15 protein-coding genes, 1 tRNA gene and 2 pseudogenes are annotated in these 15,637 nt (G+C 69.2%); 7 read left to right on the top strand and 11 right to left on the bottom strand.

Translation table 11 applies throughout. The annotated features are described in order from the left end of the window. The first annotated feature begins 7 nt into the window (after window positions 1-7). From ACILQS_RS02570 to ACILQS_RS02550, 5 genes and pseudogenes are all read left to right on the top strand, one after another. Window positions 8-202 carry a hypothetical protein gene (locus ACILQS_RS02570; RefSeq protein WP_395638532.1) on the top strand — a complete coding sequence of 65 codons (195 nt, stop codon included), beginning with the start codon at window positions 8-10 and terminating at the stop codon, window positions 200-202. A 375-nt stretch (window positions 203-577) separates the two neighbouring features. Beyond that, window positions 578-2,692: a type IV secretory system conjugative DNA transfer family protein gene (locus tag ACILQS_RS02565; RefSeq protein WP_395638531.1), complete on the top strand. Its 2,115-nt coding sequence runs from the start codon at window positions 578-580 to the stop codon at window positions 2,690-2,692. Then, window positions 2,689-3,702, top strand: coding sequence for a replication-relaxation family protein (locus tag ACILQS_RS02560; RefSeq protein ID WP_395638530.1), 1,014 nt, complete (start codon window positions 2,689-2,691; stop codon window positions 3,700-3,702). Before ACILQS_RS02565 ends, ACILQS_RS02560 begins: the two co-directional genes overlap by 4 nt. Beyond that, window positions 3,695-4,108 (top strand): hypothetical protein, encoded by a 414-nt coding sequence (locus ACILQS_RS02555; RefSeq protein WP_395638529.1) that lies wholly within the window; start codon window positions 3,695-3,697, stop codon window positions 4,106-4,108. Before ACILQS_RS02560 ends, ACILQS_RS02555 begins: the two co-directional genes overlap by 8 nt. Further along, a pseudogene (locus ACILQS_RS02550) lies at window positions 4,092-5,282 on the top strand (recombinase family protein); the annotation flags it as partial. The gene ACILQS_RS02555 and the pseudogene ACILQS_RS02550, both read left to right, overlap by 17 nt. A gap of 273 nt (window positions 5,283-5,555) precedes the next feature. Here ACILQS_RS02550 and ACILQS_RS02545 read toward each other — a convergent pair. After that, window positions 5,556-5,768, bottom strand: coding sequence for a hypothetical protein (locus tag ACILQS_RS02545; protein WP_395638528.1), 213 nt, complete (start codon window positions 5,766-5,768; stop codon window positions 5,556-5,558). A gap of 106 nt (window positions 5,769-5,874) precedes the next feature. Next, a tRNA-Ala gene (locus ACILQS_RS02540) sits at window positions 5,875-5,950 on the bottom strand. A gap of 85 nt (window positions 5,951-6,035) precedes the next feature. Here ACILQS_RS02540 and ACILQS_RS02535 point away from each other — a divergent pair. Then, the gene (locus ACILQS_RS02535; RefSeq protein WP_395638527.1) at window positions 6,036-6,617 is read left to right on the top strand and encodes an antibiotic biosynthesis monooxygenase; all 582 of its coding nucleotides are present in this window, start codon (window positions 6,036-6,038) and stop codon (window positions 6,615-6,617) included. A gap of 1 nt (window position 6,618) precedes the next feature. On the opposite strand, the gene ACILQS_RS02530 is transcribed toward ACILQS_RS02535, so the two are convergent. From ACILQS_RS02530 to ACILQS_RS02500, 7 genes are all read right to left on the bottom strand, one after another. Next, window positions 6,619-6,879, bottom strand: a complete 261-nt coding sequence (locus ACILQS_RS02530; RefSeq protein WP_395638526.1) for a zf-TFIIB domain-containing protein — start codon at window positions 6,877-6,879, stop codon at window positions 6,619-6,621. 64 nt (window positions 6,880-6,943) lie between these two features. Then, complete coding sequence (gene rsfS, locus ACILQS_RS02525) at window positions 6,944-7,315, bottom strand: ribosome silencing factor (protein WP_395638525.1); 372 nt, start codon at window positions 7,313-7,315, stop codon at window positions 6,944-6,946. A 21-nt stretch (window positions 7,316-7,336) separates the two neighbouring features. After that, window positions 7,337-8,698 carry a hypothetical protein gene (locus ACILQS_RS02520; protein ID WP_395638524.1) on the bottom strand — a complete coding sequence of 454 codons (1,362 nt, stop codon included), beginning with the start codon at window positions 8,696-8,698 and terminating at the stop codon, window positions 7,337-7,339. A 3-nt stretch (window positions 8,699-8,701) separates the two neighbouring features. After that, on the bottom strand, window positions 8,702-9,313 hold the full coding sequence (gene nadD / locus ACILQS_RS02515; protein WP_395638523.1) for a nicotinate-nucleotide adenylyltransferase: 612 nt from the start codon (window positions 9,311-9,313) through the stop codon (window positions 8,702-8,704). Between the two features lie 26 nt (window positions 9,314-9,339). Further along, window positions 9,340-9,531 carry a hypothetical protein gene (locus tag ACILQS_RS02510; protein ID WP_395638522.1) on the bottom strand — a complete coding sequence of 64 codons (192 nt, stop codon included), beginning with the start codon at window positions 9,529-9,531 and terminating at the stop codon, window positions 9,340-9,342. Window positions 9,532-9,556: 25 nt separating this feature from the next. Then, the gene (locus tag ACILQS_RS02505) at window positions 9,557-10,822 is read right to left on the bottom strand and encodes a glutamate-5-semialdehyde dehydrogenase (protein ID WP_395638521.1); all 1,266 of its coding nucleotides are present in this window, start codon (window positions 10,820-10,822) and stop codon (window positions 9,557-9,559) included. 45 nt (window positions 10,823-10,867) lie between these two features. Next, window positions 10,868-11,893, bottom strand: coding sequence for an alpha/beta hydrolase (locus ACILQS_RS02500; protein ID WP_395638520.1), 1,026 nt, complete (start codon window positions 11,891-11,893; stop codon window positions 10,868-10,870). Between the two features lie 79 nt (window positions 11,894-11,972). Here ACILQS_RS02500 and ACILQS_RS02495 point away from each other — a divergent pair, with 79 nt between their 5' ends. Further along, entirely contained in the window at window positions 11,973-13,157 is a 1,185-nt protein-coding gene (locus tag ACILQS_RS02495) for an MFS transporter (RefSeq protein ID WP_395638519.1), read from the top strand. Between the two features lie 89 nt (window positions 13,158-13,246). Here ACILQS_RS02495 and proB read toward each other — a convergent pair whose 3' ends face one another. Further along, window positions 13,247-14,038 (bottom strand): glutamate 5-kinase, encoded by a 792-nt coding sequence (proB, locus tag ACILQS_RS02490; RefSeq protein ID WP_395638518.1) that lies wholly within the window; start codon window positions 14,036-14,038, stop codon window positions 13,247-13,249. Then, window positions 14,035-15,545, bottom strand: a pseudogene (gene obgE / locus ACILQS_RS02485) (GTPase ObgE). The gene proB and the pseudogene obgE overlap by 4 nt, the downstream one beginning before the upstream one ends. Between the last annotated feature and the right edge of the window lie 92 nt (window positions 15,546-15,637).

Below are 15,637 nucleotides of genomic sequence, written 5' to 3'. Positions count from 1 at the left end.
ACACCGCATGTCCAAGCACAGTCCCTCGATTCTCAGCCGAGTCGTCGAGGGTGCCCTCGCGATCCTGGTCGTCGCGGTCGTGCTCACCCTTGCGCTGCAGCTGCTGTCGGCCCTGTGGGGCTGGCTCCTGCTGTTCGCTTTGGTCGGCCTCGTCGCTATTGGTCTCGTCCAGTGGCGTCGCAGCCGCGACCGTCGCTGGTAGCCCGCGGCCGATCGCTCGCGTTTCGCGTCTCCTGTCGTCTCGAGGTGGAGCTCCGCCCGTCGCCCTCGGTCGAGCGTCATCGCCTCTTGACGAACCGCGCCGACTCGTTCATACAAAGGGGCGGCAAGGGAAGAGCAGCAAGACCGGGCAGACCGGGCCCGCTCCCGTTGTCAGGAGCAACCTCATGACGGGTGGGAGGAAACAACGAGGCCGGCGCACCCGCCAGCGCCGAATTGTGGTGCGCGCCGTGCGGCGCGACCCGGTTGACGTACGCAAACTCAGCCGCGCCCTCATCGCGCTGGCGCAAGCCAAGGCCGAAGCCGAGGCGCAGGCGACGCATGATCGAGACGCCCGCGAGGACCCGGGGCCGCGCCCATGACGACGCAGTACCACTGGTTTGCGCTCAATTGGCCGCGCCCGCTCGATCCCGAGACGGCCCTCACCATGCTCAGGCGGCTCGCCACTGAGCAGAACCGATCGCCGTTCGTGTTCGAAGCCATCGGGCAGGCGAAGGAGGTCCGCTACCGGCTGGCAGTACCGCGTGCGGCAGTCTCGACCGCTCGACAACTCTTCGCCGCTCTGCTGCCGGGCGTCGTGCTCAGCGAGACGTCCAGCGAGATCATGCCCGCCTCCGCGGCGGTGCGCATGGTCGCGCGCGGAACGCCGCTCGGGCTACGGGCCTCCCGACCGATCGAAGCATCGGCCGCGGTCCTCGCCGCGCTGTCTGCCGCCACCGCCGATGAAGTCGTGACGCTGCAGGTCTTCGTCGGCGACGGTCGACCCGCGCATCTCACCGGGCGCTCTCCGGCCGACCCGCGCCAAGGCCTGCTGAGTCAGGTGCTCAGCGGCCCCCGTCCGGCTGACGCTGAGGTGGCGGGCCGCATTCGCGAACGAGCCACCGAGCACGCCCTGATGACCCTCATCCGTTTGGGAGTTGAAGCCGAGGACGTCTCGCGCCGTCACGCCCTCCTCAAAGGAATCATCGGCGCGCTTCGACTGACCCAGTCGTCCGGAACCCGTCTCGACTTCCTGCACGCTTCAACGCGTTCACTCGGACGCATTCCGCAGCGCGGCTTCATTCCGCTGCTACCTCGCGAACTGCTGTCGCTGTCGGCCTGGCCACTTGGCGACGGCGAGCTGCCGGGGCTCAGCGGGCTCCATCCGAAGCCACTACGCCTCGGTGGCAAGACGACGGACGACGAACGCGTCTTCGCCGTCACGGCGGCACCTGGCGACAGCCGCCGCGTCGGCATCACGGCTCGCGACAGCCTGTTCCACACCCAGATCATCGGACCGACCGGTGTCGGCAAATCGACACTGCTGACCAGCCTCATCACCGCCGACATGCAGGCCGGGAGGTCAGTTGCAGTCATCGACCCCAAAGCGGATCTGATTTTCGAAGGCGCGCTCCCGCGCGTCCCGTACCGGCGCCGGTCCGACGTCGTCGTACTTGACCCGCTGCACGAGTTCCCAGTCGGGCTGTCACCGCTGGCGCAGGGCAACCGTGCTCCTGAACTGGTGGCCGATTCAATCGTCGCCACCGTCCGCGGCCTGTTCCCGAACCTGTTCGGCCCGCGCACCAGCGACGTACTTAGCGCCGCAGTGCTCAGCATCGTCGGACTCGACGGCGCGACCCTGACCTGGCTGCCCCGACTGCTCACCGAGGACGGCTTCCGCCGCCAGATCGTCGGGCAGCTCAGTGATCCGGTGCTCATCGGCTTCTGGCAGGAGTTCGACGGAATGAGCCCAGCCCAGCAAGCGCAGTTCGTGGGCCCCGTGCTCTCCCGCCTGCGCCGCTTTCTGCTCAGCCCGACGCTGCGCCGTACTCTCGACCAACCGCATCCGAAGTTCGACCTCGCCGAGCTCTTCACCACACCCAAGCTGCTGTTCGTCCCGCTCAACTCCGGCCTGCTGGGGGGCGAGACGACGCGTCTAATTGGGAGCCTCCTCGTCGCTCAGCTGTGGGGACTGACGCTGGCCCGTGCCGCAGTGCCCTCATCGCAGCGGACGCCCGTCAGCATGTACATCGACGAGGCAGCCGAGTTCATCCGAACCGGCGGCGAAGAACTGGCCGACTTCCTGGCCCGCTCGCGCTCGCTCGGCGTCGCACTGCACCTCGCACTCCAGTACCGCGGCCAGCTGCCAGACGACCTCCAAGAGGCCCTCGACGTGAACGCCCGCTCGCGCATCGTCTTCCAGCCCGGCATCAAGGACGCCAAGTTCTTCGCGGGGCAAGCACCGGAGCTCGAACCAGAGGACTTCCTCGCACTGCCCAAGTACCACGTCTACGCCAACCTGATGCGCGACTCACAACCGAGCGGCTGGTTCTCGGCCCGCACGCTACCCGCACCCTCGGAGACGAGTAGCGCTGACGATCTCGTCGCCCGTAGCATGCGCCGCTACGGCCAGGGCCTGCCCGACCCGGTCCCGCGGCCTACCGACGCGGGTGAGGAAGACGGCGCGATCGGGCGACGGAGGCGGGCTCGATGAGTCCCGATGAGAGGAGGGCAGCCCCGCCGATCGCCCCGCCAGTCGCTGAGACTTCGCGCCCGCAAGACGCCCGTGTTCCCGGCCCGTTCTCGCCACAACGGGAGACGACTCCGACGCATCTGTCGGCTATCGACATCGCGTCATCGCGCAGGAACAACCACGCCGGATCGATCGGACTCAACAGACTGCAAAGACTCGTACAGCCACGAGACTTCGAGATCCTCACGTCAGTCGCCGCCCACCGACTTCTGCTCACTGGCCACATCCAGGCGCTGCACTTCTGGAACCACGCGTCCGAGGTCTCCGGAATCCGCGCGACCAACCGCATCCTCGCTCGACTGCGCGAGCACCGTCTGCTCCGACGCCTCGACCGCCCAGTCGGTGGGTACGGCGGCGGCTCCCAAGCATTCGTCTGGGCGCTCGACGTCGCCGGCGAACGCCTGCTGCGACACATCAACGGCAACGAACACCGCAGTCGACCCTTCGAGCCCTCGACCACCTTTCTGGCGCACACCCTGGCCGTCGCGGATCACCGCGTCGAGATCGAACGAGCGAGGAGAGCGGGGCGGTTCGAGCTGCTCACCGTCACCACCGAACCTCAGACCTGGCGACAGTTCCCCGGACAGCACGGGCAGCTCATCTGGCTGAAACCGGACCTCGAGGTAACAACCGCGCTGGGCGACTGGGAGCACGACTGGTTCATCGAGGTCGACCTCGGTACCGAATCCGGCAGCGCCCTTATCCGCAAATGCCGCAACTACCAGCAGTACTTCCACACCGGCCGCGAACAGAACCAACGAGGCGCCTTCCCGCGCGTCCTCTCGCTCATGCCAGACCAATCCCGCGTCGAGCTACTCAATCGGCTCCTCGGAGCCGAGACGAGCATCACGCCGGGCCTATTCACCGTCACCACCAGCGAGCAACTCGTCGCCACGCTCGCGGACGCCCATGCACCCGACCAAGAACTAACTCGATCCGACGAGGTCAGAGAGGAGGAATCCAGTGAGTGAATACCAACCGAACCCCGAGGCCCGCCACCGCGCCGAGGGACTGACCATCGAGGCGCTGCCCGTCACCAGCGAGTCGCGCGTCATCCGCGACCTGTGGAAGACCGGGCTCAGCCAGTGGGGCGACGCCTTCATCGCGTACGCCCGCCTGGGGACGCTCGAACTGCACACCCCGGATGTCCTCTCCGGATTCGAGAACGCCTACGTCGCGACCCTGGAGAGCTACGACGCATTGATCGATGACCACCTAGAAGGGATGGGGTGGAGGCAGCCCCTCACCGAGCTGCGCGAGAAGTACGCCATCCCAGAATTCCTCCTCGACTGGAACCGCCCGGCAGTGCTCGCCGCCTTCAAGGAGTTCATGGAAGTCGTAGAGGAAGGAGGCCGCATCCATGTCTTCCACGTCTGAAATCGACCCCTTAAGTGGTAAACATCACCACTCCGATCTGACCCCCGTTGTCGGCTTAACAACGGCCTCCGAAGAGCCCCGGAGGGCTGGACTTCCGGTCCCAACGGAGCCACAATCCGGAGGCCTCGACCCGAGCGGGCCGGGCGGACGGGAGGAACCCACGGTGCGGGTAGCGACCACGGAACGGAGACCGCAGGGCGTCATGTACCTGCGAGTCTCGACACGAGAACAAGCTGAGCGTGACGGCGACCCGGAGGGCTATTCGATTCCAGCGCAGCGTGAAGCCAACTACCGCAAGGCCGAAGCAATGGGCGTGGATATCATCGCCGAGTTCGTCGACCGTGGCGAGTCCGCCCGCTCGGCTGACCGTCCCGAACTTCAGCGAATGCTGACCTTCGTCCGCACGGAGCCGGTGAGCTACTGCTTCGTTCACAAGGTTGATCGACTGGCTCGCAACCGCGCCGATGACGTCGAGATCAACCTCGCGCTGCACGCCGCCGGCACACAACTCGTCTCAGCCACGGAGAGCATCGACGAGACACCCTCCGGCATGTTGCTGCACGGCATCATGAGCTCGATCGCGGAGTTCTATTCGCGCAACCTCGCCAATGAGGTGAAGAAGGGTCTGCACCAGAAGGTCAAGAGCGGCGGCACCGTGACCCGCGCGCCGCTCGGCTATCGGAACCACCGGTCGGTGGATGAGCAGGGTCGCGAGGTCAGGACGGTCGTCGTGGACGAGAGCCGCGCGCCGCTGATCCGCTGGGCGTTCGAGGAGTACGCGAAGGGGCGGACCACGATCGATCAGCTTTGCGAAGAGCTTGCCACCCGGGGTCTGACGACCCTCACGACCCCACGTCGAGCGAGTCGTGCGATCTACCCCAGCCTGCTCCACAAGATGCTCACCAACCCCTACTACAAGGGCGTCGTGACCTATCAGGGTGTCGAGTACCCAGGTCGCCATGAGCCGCTCACGAGTCGCGAGACTTGGGCGCGCGTCCGCGACATCTTGGCGCTGCACTCGATGGGCGAGAAGACCCGACAGCATCCGCACTACCTCAAGAGCACCGTCTACTGCGGTCGCTGCCATCGCCGCATGATCGTCCACCACGCCACGAACTCGCGCGGCACCGTCTACGAGTACTTCGTTTGCAGCGGGCGACACGGCAAGTTCAACGATTGCGAGCAGCCAGCTCTTGCCATCGATGTGGCGGAGGAGAAGGTCCTTCGGGAGTACAAGCGCCTTGCCATCACGGAAGGTCTGCGCAGCCAACTTGAAGCGTCGATGGTCGCCGATCTCGAGCAGACGATGGCGGATGCCAAGACGGCACGGGTCACCCTGAGTCGTGAACGTGACCGTCTCGAAGAACGGCGACGGAAGCTACTCGAAGTTCACCTGGCCGACGCGATGCCGATGGAGGTGCTGCGCGGCGAGAGCGAGCAAATCGCCTCAAGGCTGGCTGCGATCAACGAACGGCTCGCGGCTGCCGATCTCCGATACGAAGCCGTCCAAGCAACGCTGACCACTGCGCTTACTCTCGCACGGGACTGTTACGAGATGTACCGGACCGCCGAGGATACCGTCCGGCGACAAATGAATCAGGCTTTCTTCGAGCGCATCGAGATCGCGATCTACGACGACGAGATCACCGTCGAGACCCACCTCGCGGCGCCATTCGACACGTTGCTCGTCCTCAGCGACAAGCCTTCAAACGACGAGGAACCCCCGACCGGCATGAAGCATGTCGAGGGTTCCAAAGAGGATGTTCTGGTGGATCTGAGGGGACTCGAACCCCTGACCCCCTGCATGCCATGCAGGTGCGCTACCAGCTGCGCCACAGACCCAGATTGTGAAACGTGCCGCCCCGAGGGGCAACCGCATCAGCTTACAACACCCGGGGCGCGACGCGAATCGGCGGATGATGGGGCCATGACGAGCGAGTCCAGCACGAGCGAGCCGATCACCGTCGCGATCACGCGGCATGTGGATCCCGAGCGGGCGAAGGAGGTCGCGGCGTGGGCGCGCGCCGGCGAGGACCTGCTGCGCGCGAGCCCCGGCTTCCTCGGCAACGGCTGGATCCGACCCGACCCCGACAGCCCCGAGTGGCACATGCTGTTCCGTTTCGCCGACGCCGAGAGCCTCGCGATCTGGGAGAGTTCGCCGGAGCGCGCCTGGTGGATCGCCTCCGCCCAGGGCCTCGTCGAGGACGCGCGTCAGGAGCGCCGCACCGGCATCGAGGGCTGGTTCGACGCCCCCGCCGCGGTGGAGGTCATCCGCTCTCCCCCGGCGTCACCGCCGCGCTGGAAGCAGATGATCGCGATCTTCCTGGTGTTCTATCCGCTGAGCCTCGGGGCGAACCTGCTGCTCGGCTGGATCATCCCCGACTGGCCGGTGTGGCTGCGGGTGCTCGCGCTCGTGCTGATCGTGAGCCCGATCATGACCTACTTCGCGCTGCCGTTCGTCACGCGCGCGCTGCGGCCGTGGCTGCTGCGGGGCCTCCCCCGCGGCTGACTCAGCCGAACAGGTTGCCGAGGAACCCGGCGATGCCGCCCTCGTCGTCGTCGTCGCGACGCCGGCGGTCGTCCCGGTCGTACCGCGCGTCGCCCTGACGACCGTCATATCGCGAGTCGGTCGGGATCGCGCCCGACCGCTCGACGATCTTGTCGAGTTCGCCGCGGTCGAGCCAGACGCCGCGGCATTGCGGGCAGTAGTCGATCTCGACGCCGCTACGCTCGCTCATCACCAGGGTGGAACCATCCGTAGGACACTGCATGCGTCCAGTGAACCGGGAGTTCCTTGAAGGAATCCTGGATGCCGCCCTGAACCGGCCGCAGACGCTACGGCGTCGGCGCGGGGAGGTCGAGCGGCAGGACGGGGCAGTCCTTCCAGAGGCGCTCGAGCGAGTAGTACATCCGGTCCTCCTCGTGGAAGACGTGCACGACGAGGTCGCCGAAGTCGAGCAGCACCCAGCGACCCTCGGAGCGGCCCTCGCGGCGCAACGGCTTCGCGCCGGCCTCGATCAGCTTGTCCTCGATCTCGCCGGCGATCGCCACGACGTTGCGCTCGTTGCGCCCCGTCGCGAGCAGGAAGACGTCGGTCAGCGGGAGCGGTCCCGACACGTCGAGGGCGACGAGGTCTTCGCCCTGCTTGGAGTCGGCGGCGAGTGCTGCGACGCGCAGCAGTTCACGGGCGCGTTCAGAGGCGGCCACGGTGTCCTTCGGTGTTCGAGATCAGATGACTTCCGTGGCGAGGGCGACGACGAGGAGCGTCACGACGACGACGACCATGACGGATGCCGAGATGATGAGGGCGGTGAGCGCGCGGCCGGCCTTCTTCGGCTGGCTCGTCGCGATGACGCCCCGCGTCGAGGTGTGACTGGACACGGCACGGATGGCGCGGATCGGCACGGAGTCGGTGTTGACGAGCTGGTGGTCGCCCGGGTCGAGCAGGTGGTCGATGTCGGACTCGTCGATCGAGTGGTGCGCCCCGGTCGACGCGAGGGAACTCGGCAGGCTGATCGAGCCGGTCAGCATGACCTCGCCGGTCGACATGTCGTGCCCCGGGATCGACGGGAGCACGAGGGCGCTCGTGGTGATCGCGGCCGACCCGACGGTGCGCGACGTGGTCGATCCGGCGACCTGCACGGCATCGTCGAGATCGGACTGATTGGTCCAGTGCCCGACCGGACGCTCGCCGGTGATCGGAGCCGAAACCGGCATGGGAGGAACCGGAGCAACGGGCGCGGCCTGCGGCGGCAGCGGCGCGGGCTGGAACTGCGCGGGGGCCATCGGCGCGGGCTGGGGCGGCAGCACGACGGGAGCCGGCTGCGGGGCCGCCTGCGGCACGGGAACGACCGCCGGCGCCGAATAGGTCGGCTCGAAGACGCCGAGGCCGTCCTCAGGTGCCACGTCGGACTGCGGCGCGGCGCGACGACCGGCGCGACGCGAGCCCGCCGGAGCACCGGATCGACCGGAGAGGGCGTCGAATTCGGCCATCGCCGAATCGAGCTGCGTCGAGGGGGCCGGAGCCGGGGCCTGCGGGGCGGCGACCGGCATCGGCGCCTGCTGCGCGGTGACCGGCGTCGTGGGAGCCGGGTCGGGGGCGATCTGGCTGGCGTCGCGGATGGCGCGGAGTTCGCGGCGGCTGAGGGTGTGCTCGGTCGGCTCGCTCGCGAGCGCGGCGGCGAGCGACCCACCGACCGGCGGGACGACGGCGGCACGCGCCTGGGTGTGGTGATCGAGGACGCCGTTGCCGCGGTCGTGCTCGGGCGCCCACGCGGGAGGCGCCGAGCGTGCCTCGGGACTGTAGTCGCGGGGCCGGAAGGACTGAGCGGAGGGGGCCTCGGCGACCGTCGGTGACGCGACAGGATCCGGTGCGCCCGCGTCGGAGGCGCGGCGACCGCGGGGCGGCGCGCTGTCGTAGCCGGGCAGCGGCGGGCGGTTCTGCGTGACGTAGCTGAGCGGCTCACCGGCGCCGGCGGCGGTGCGCGGCACCTGGGGCGGGGCGAACGGCGACGACGGTTGCGCCTCCGGGCGCTCCCCCTGCCGGGACGCGCGTCGCGACTGCAACGGCGGATCCTGGTATGTCGTCATGGTCTAGCTCCGATAGTCCTGGTCCCGGTACAGGTGGTGTTTGGAGATGTACTGCACGACACCATCGGGGACCAAATACCACACCGGGAAACCTCGGCCGACTCGTTGCCGGCAATCAGTGGAGGAGATCGACAGTGCGGGTACCTCCAGCGAGCTTACGCGCTGCTCCGGTAATCCGCGAATACTCAGTTGATGCCCAGGGCGTGAGACGGCGACGAAATGGGCGAGCTCCCAGAGCTCTTCGATGTCTTTCCAGTCGAGGATCTGGGCCACGGCGTCGGCCCCCGAGATGAAGAAGAGCTCGGCATCCGGTCGCTCCTGTCGGATGTCGCGGAGGGTATCGATCGTGTACGTCGGCCCCGCGCGCTGGATGTCGACGCGGCTCACCGAGAACCGGGGGTTGGACGCCGTCGCGATGACGGTCATCTCATAGCGACGTTCGGGCGAGGAGACGGCTTCCTTCATCCAGGGATGCCCGGTGGGCACGAAGACGACCTCGTCGAGGTCGAAACTCTGCTGCACCTCGCTCGCGGCCACGAGGTGACCGTGGTGGATGGGGTCGAAGGTGCCACCCATCACGCCGATCCGAGGTCGGCGTGGTGCTCCTTCGCTCATCTGCGCAGCTTAAGGGGCGCGGGAGCCTAGTGGTGGGCGTCCTGGTGGCTGCCGGCGTCGCCCGACGTGCGGTCGTTGTGACGGTGGTAGACGTCGCGGTAGCTCCAGGTGACGACCGCGAGGATCAGGAAGATCGCGGCCGCGATGACCGGGAACGCCCAGATCGGGAGGATCAGCGGGGCGAGCTCCTCGTGAGCTTCGAAGGGCAGCAGCAGCATGGGACCCACTTTATCCCCGGCGGGGCTAGCTTCGAACCTGGCCGGCGCCGCGCACGAGCCACTTCGTGCTCGTCAGCTCCGGAAGCCCCATCGGACCGCGCGCGTGCAGCTTCTGCGTCGAGATGCCGACCTCGGCTCCGAACCCGAACTCGCCGCCGTCGGTGAAGCGCGTGCTGGCATTCACCATCACCACCGCGGAGTCGACCTCGGCGAGGAACCGCTCCGCCCGCGCCAGGTCGTTCGTGATGATCGACTCGGTGTGGTGGGTCGAGTACCGGCGGATGTGCGCGAGCGCGGCATCCAGATCGTCGACGACGGCCACGTTGAGGTCGAGACTCATGTGCTCGGTCGCCCAGTCGTCGTCGGTCGCGGAGACGGCATCCGCGAAGATCGCCCGGGTCGCGTCGTCGGCGTGGAGGGTGACGCCCTTCGCGCGCAGCGCGGCGAGCACCGGCGGCAGCAGCCGCTCCGCGGAGCGGGCGTCGACGAGGAGTGTCTCGAGGGCGTTGCAGACGCTCGGTCGCTGCACCTTGGCGTTGACGGCGATGTCGACCGCCATCGCCTCGTCGGCGCTCTCGTCGAGGTAGAGGTGCACGACACCGGCCCCCGTCTCGATGACCGGCACCTTCGACTCCGACACCACCGTGTCGATCAGCTGCGCCGAGCCGCGCGGGATGAGCACGTCGACATAGCCGCGGGCCTGCATGAGCTCCTTGGCGCCCTCGCGCCCGAACTCGTCGATGGTCTGCACGGCGTCGCCCGGCAGCCCGACGCTCGCGAGCGCCTCCTGGAGCAGCTCGACCAGCACGCGGTTGGTGTTCTCGGCGGCCGATCCGCCGCGCAGCACGACGGCGTTGCCGCTCTTCAGCGCGAGGGCGGCGATGTCGATCGTCACGTTCGGCCGGGCCTCGTAGATCGCGCCGACGACGCCGAACGGCACGCGCACCTGGCTGAGCAGCACCCCGTTGGGCAGCGTGGAACCGCGCAGCACCGTGCCGACCGGGTCGGGCAGGGCGACGACCTCCCGCACGGCGGCGGCGAGCCCGCGCAGTCGGGACTCGTCGAGCTTCAGACGGTCCTGGAGTCCCGCGGAGAGGCCGTTCTCGCGCCCGTTGGCGAGATCGAGCTCGTTGGCCGGCAGGATGCGGTCGGCGCCCGACTCGACGGCCCGAGCGATCGCTTCGAGGCCGGCATCCTTGGCTCCGGATGCCGTGGTCGCGAGGGTGCGCGACGCGACGCGGGCGCGCTCGAGCTTCGAGGTGAGGGAGGCGACGACGAGGGTGTCGGACATGCGCGCGAGTCTACCGGCGGCTCACCCGCACGACCGGGCCCGGAGTCAGTCGGGCAGGCCCGCCAGGAAGTCCAGCGTCGACTGGAGAGCCGCGCGGGCATCCTCGAAGTCGAGGTGGAACTGGTACTCGTGCGGCAGCGCGGGCTCGTGGTCGTCGGGGTAGAAGACCGTCTCGACGTCGACGCCGAGCCCGTCGAGTTTCGTCGCGAGCGGCTTCGACTGCCCCGCCGTGAGCGGGTCGCCGTTGCCGCCCGAGATCCACGTCGTCGGGAAGTCGGCGGTCACCCAGTCGAGCGTCGACATCTGGCGGTCGCCGGGGGTGTCCTCCCAGTCCCGCGCCCCGAGGTACGACCACAGCGCGATGCGGAAACCCCAGCCCCCGATGCCCGGCGCGTTCGGGATCTCCGAGACGTCGTAGATCCCGCAGTTCAGGATGACCGCGCGCAACTGGTCCGGCGAGAGGGCCGGCTCGATGCCCACCTCGGTCGCGTACGCGGGGTTCGTCGTCAGCACCGCGAGCTGGCTCGTCAGATTGGCGCCTGCCGAGTCGCCGGCGATCACGATCCGGTCGGGATCGATGCGGTACTCGTCGGCGTGCTCGAGGAGGAACGCGAGCGCGTCGTTGAGCTGCGTCACCGCCGTCGGGTAGCTCGACTCGGGTGCGACGGTGTAATTCAGGCTCGCCGTCGTGTAGCCCTCGGCAGCGATCATCCGCACGTAGGGGCGCACGTTCTCCTTCGTGCCGGAGATCCAGGCGCCGCCGTGGATCCAGACGACCGTGGTCAGCGCCTCGTCGCCGGTGTCGGGGGTGAAGACGTCAAGGGTCGTGTCGACTCCGGCATCGCCGTAGGACACGTCGAGGTGCTCGGTGAGACCACCGGTGGGCGCGTACGGCTCCATCTCGGCGACCGTCTTCTGCGCCTCGTCCTGGAAGACCGCGCGGATGAGCAGCGCGGCGGGCCACGGGCTGATCGCGGCGACGAGGGCCACGACGATCCCCGACGCGAGAAGGACCGTCGGGATCACCCGCGCCGGCCGTCGATACCAGGGACGGTGAGCGGTCGTCGTCATGGTGCCGACCCTAGCGAGCGGGGCGACGGATCACGAGAGGTGCGCCGCCCCCCGAGCGGGGCGCGGCAGGATGGGAGGGATGTCGCTGCGCACCCCCCGTCCCTGGCTCATGCTCGTCGTCGGCGGCGGGTCGCAGGCGGCGACCGGTCTGCTCATCTCGACGCCGGCCTACCTCATCCCGCTGCTCCACACCCAGCGCGGCCTCTCGCTCGCCGAAGCGGGGCTCATCGCGACAGCGCCCAACGTGGGCGTGCTGCTGACCCTCATCCTCTGGGGTGCGGCGGTCGACCGCTGGGGCGAGCGGGTCATCCTCGTCTCCGGGCTCGTCGTCGCGGTGCTCGGAGCGGTCGCCTCGATCGCGGCCTCCGGGTACGTGCTGCTCGCTCTCGCCTTCGCCCTCTGCGGCGTCGGCGCGGCCGCGACGAGCGCCACGAGCGGACGGGTCGTGATCGGCTGGTTCCCCGCCGACCGGCGCGGCTTGGCGATGGGCCTGCGGCAGATGGCGCTCCCGCTCGGCATGGCAGCGGGGGCGCTCATCGTGCCGCCGCTCACCGCCGACGGCGACATGGCTGCGGCCCTGCTCGTCTCGGCGATCGTCGTCGCCGTCGCCGCCGTCGCGAGCCTCGCGTTCATCGTGAATCCGCCGCGCCCGACGAGAGCCGTGGATGCCGAGGGGCGCCCGGCGAACCCGTACCGCGGCGACGGCACGTTGCTGCGCATCCATCTCGTGTCGGCCCTCCTCGTCGTGCCGCAGTACCTGCTGGTGACCTTCGGCCTCGTCTGGCTCATCGTGGATCAACGCTGGGACCCCGTCGCCGCCGGCATCCTCGTCGCCGCCGCGCAGATCCTCGGCGCCGGTGGACGCGTCGCGGTCGGCATCCTCAGCGATCGACTCGGCAGCCGGCTGCGTCCGCTGCGCTGGGTCGCGCTCGCCGGCATCCCGTTGCTGCTGCTCACCGCCGGGGCCGGAGCGCTGCACTGGACGCCCGCGGTCGCCGTGCTCTACGTGCTCGCGTCGTGCGTGAGCGTCGCCGACAACGGCCTCGCGTTCACCGCCGTCGCCGAGATCGCGGGGGCGCATTGGTCGGGGCGCGCGCTCGGCGCGCAGAACACCGGCCAGTACCTCGCGGCCGCGATGGTCGCCCCCGCGGCGGGACTGCTGATCGCCGTGACCGGCTACTCGCTCGCGTTCGCGCTCATCGCCCTCGCGCCCCTCATCGCGCTGCCATTGATCCCGAAGGACGCGCCCTCACTCGCGGGTTGAGTGCCGCGCAGCGGCGTATCGAAACCCCACGTCGCCCGTGCCCGGTTTCGATACACCGGGCTTCGCCCGGCACTCGACCCGCGAACCGATCAGACGGGCTTTGCGGCGAACCAGGTGCCGGTGTCGTCGCCCGCGAGGGCACGCGCCACGTTGGCGGTCGAGGTGAGCAGCACGGGGGTGCCGGCGGCGGCGGCGTGCTTCGCGGCGGCGATCTTGGTGCCCGCTCCCCCGGTGCCGACTCCGGCCGCGCCGATGTCACCGAGTTCGACGCCCGAGAGGTCGTCGTCGAAGGGCACGTGCCGGATCGGCCGGGCCCCGGGCTCCGACGGCGGCCGGGTGTAGAGCGCGTCGATGTCCGACAGCAGCACGAGCAGGTCGGCGCCGATCAGCTCCGACACGAGGGACGCGAGACGGTCGTTGTCGCCGAAGCGGATCTCCTGCGTGGCGACGGTGTCGTTCTCGTTGACGATCGGCAGGATGCGCAGGTCGAGCAGACGCTCCATCGCGCGCTGGGCGTTGGAGCGGTGCGTCGGGTTCTCGAGGTCGCCGGCGGTGAGCAGTACCTGCCCGGCGAGGATGCCGTAGCGGTCGAGCGAGGTCTGGTAGCGCCACATCAGGATGTTCTGCCCCACCGCCGCGGCCGCCTGCTGGGTGGCGAGATCCTGGGGCCGGCCGTCGAGGTTGAGCGACGACATCGCCGAGGCGATCGCACCCGACGACACCAGCACGACCTCGACGCCGCGCTGATACGTCGCGACGAGGGCATCTACGAGGGGCTCGATCTGGCCGGTGTTCGCGCCGCTGACGCTCGAGGAGCCGACCTTCACGACGATCCGCTTCGCGGTGAGCACGGCGTCGTGCTGCTGGGACTGCGGGGTCACACGTCCTCCTCGTCGACGTCCCACACCCCGGCGTCGCGCTCGGCGGCATCGGCGGCCCGCGCGGCGGCCTTCGCGTCCATCCGCGCCTTGTACTCCTCGCGGCGTTCGGTGCTCGTGCGGCGGTTGCTGGTGTCGAACCGGGCGTCGGTGCCGCGCGGGCTCGTGATGAGCTCTGCGGCGGAGGTGAGCGTCGGCTCCCAGTCGAAGACGCGCGAGTCGCCCTCGCCGATGACGACGGCCGAGCCGGGAACGGCACCGTGGGCGAAGAGCGCCTCCTCGATGCCGATCTTCGCGAGCCGGTCGGCGAGGAAGCCGACCGCCTCTTCGTTGTTGAAGTCGGTCTGCGCGACCCAGCGCTCGGGCTTCGTGCCGAGCACGCGGTAGAGCGTCTCGGTGCCGCCCTCGACGCGGATCGTGAACTCGACCTCGTCGATCGCCTTGGGGCGCAGGATGATGCGGGGCTTGATCGCGGCCGCGGCGATCCGTGCGGCGCGGTCGGCATCCACGATCTCGGCGAGGGCGAAGGAGAGCTCCCGCAGCCCCTCGCGGGAGACCGCGGAGATCTCGAACACGCGGTAGCCGCGCTCCTCGAACATCGGCTTCACCATCTCGGCGAGGTCACGGGCGTCGGGCACGTCGACCTTGTTGAGCGCGATCAGCTGCGGGCGCTCGATCAACGGCACCTGACCTCGGGAACCGGGTAGGCGGCCAGCTCGCCGAGGATGACGTCGAGGTCGCTCAGCGGATCCCGGCCCGGGTCGAGCGTCGCACTGTCGATGACGTGCAGCAGCGCGGAGCAGCGCTCGACGTGCCGCAGGAACTCGAGCCCGAGTCCCTTGCCCTCGCTGGCGCCTTCGATGAGACCGGGCACGTCGGCGACGGTGAAGCGCGAGGACCCGGCTTCGACGACGCCGAGGTTCGGGTGCAGGGTCGTGAACGGGTAGTCGGCGATCTTCGGGCGGGCGGCCGAGATCGCGGCCACGAGGGACGACTTGCCCGCACTCGGGAACCCGACGAGCGCGACATCCGCCACGGTCTTCAGCTCGAGGACGACGTCGCCCTCCCAGCCGGGGGTGCCCAGCAGCGCGAAGCCGGGAGCCTTGCGCTTCGTCGTCGCGAGCGCGGCGTTGCCGAGTCCGCCCTGCCCGCCGGCCGCCGCGACGAAGCGCATGCCGGGCTCGTCGAGGTCGGCGAGGGTCTCGCCGGTGCGGGTCTTCACGACGGTGCCGACCGGCACGGCCAGCTCGAGCGGGTCGCCGCTGGCGCCGGAGCGGTGGTCGCCCATGCCCGGGCCGCCGTTGGCACTCGAACGATGCGGACCGCGGTGGTAGTTGAGCAGAGTCGTGACCTGCGGGTCGGCGACGAGCGTGATGTCGCCGCCGTGTCCGCCGTTGCCGCCGTCGGGACCGGCGAGCGGCTTGAACTTCTCGCGGCGCACCGACACGCAGCCGTGCCCGCCGTGACCCGCTCGCAGGTGGAGCGTCACCTCGTCGACGAAGGTCGTCATGGCTTCACTCCTCTCGAAACTGTCCGTAAACGCGACGAAGGGCGGACCGTAGTCCGCCCTCACCAAGTCGCTGGTTGAGTAGCCCGCGTCGC

This window comes from Pseudolysinimonas sp. (genome assembly GCF_044239695.1).
Lineage (GTDB): Bacteria > Actinomycetota > Actinomycetes > Actinomycetales > Microbacteriaceae > Pseudolysinimonas_A.
This window is presented reverse-complemented; position numbering and strand designations above follow the sequence as displayed.

What these genes read in the sequence shown, in the direction of transcription:
- nadD (WP_395638523.1), bottom strand. Translation starts at nt 9,313, where the DNA reads ATGAGCGAAGGAGCACCACGCCGACCTCGGATCGGCGTGATGGGTGGC.
- ACILQS_RS02530 (WP_395638526.1), bottom strand. Translation starts at nt 6,879, where the DNA reads ATGCAGTGTCCTACGGATGGTTCCACCCTGGTGATGAGCGAGCGTAGC.
- ACILQS_RS02560 (WP_395638530.1), top strand. Translation starts at nt 2,689, where the DNA reads ATGAGTCCCGATGAGAGGAGGGCAGCCCCGCCGATCGCCCCGCCAGTC.
- ACILQS_RS02505 (WP_395638521.1), bottom strand. Translation starts at nt 10,822, where the DNA reads ATGTCCGACACCCTCGTCGTCGCCTCCCTCACCTCGAAGCTCGAGCGC.
- ACILQS_RS02565 (WP_395638531.1), top strand. Translation starts at nt 578, where the DNA reads ATGACGACGCAGTACCACTGGTTTGCGCTCAATTGGCCGCGCCCGCTC.
- ACILQS_RS02510 (WP_395638522.1), bottom strand. Translation starts at nt 9,531, where the DNA reads ATGCTGCTGCTGCCCTTCGAAGCTCACGAGGAGCTCGCCCCGCTGATC.
- ACILQS_RS02520 (WP_395638524.1), bottom strand. Translation starts at nt 8,698, where the DNA reads ATGACGACATACCAGGATCCGCCGTTGCAGTCGCGACGCGCGTCCCGG.
- ACILQS_RS02495 (WP_395638519.1), top strand. Translation starts at nt 11,973, where the DNA reads ATGTCGCTGCGCACCCCCCGTCCCTGGCTCATGCTCGTCGTCGGCGGC.
- ACILQS_RS02570 (WP_395638532.1), top strand. Translation starts at nt 8, where the DNA reads ATGTCCAAGCACAGTCCCTCGATTCTCAGCCGAGTCGTCGAGGGTGCC.
- ACILQS_RS02535 (WP_395638527.1), top strand. Translation starts at nt 6,036, where the DNA reads ATGACGAGCGAGTCCAGCACGAGCGAGCCGATCACCGTCGCGATCACG.
- ACILQS_RS02500 (WP_395638520.1), bottom strand. Translation starts at nt 11,893, where the DNA reads ATGACGACGACCGCTCACCGTCCCTGGTATCGACGGCCGGCGCGGGTG.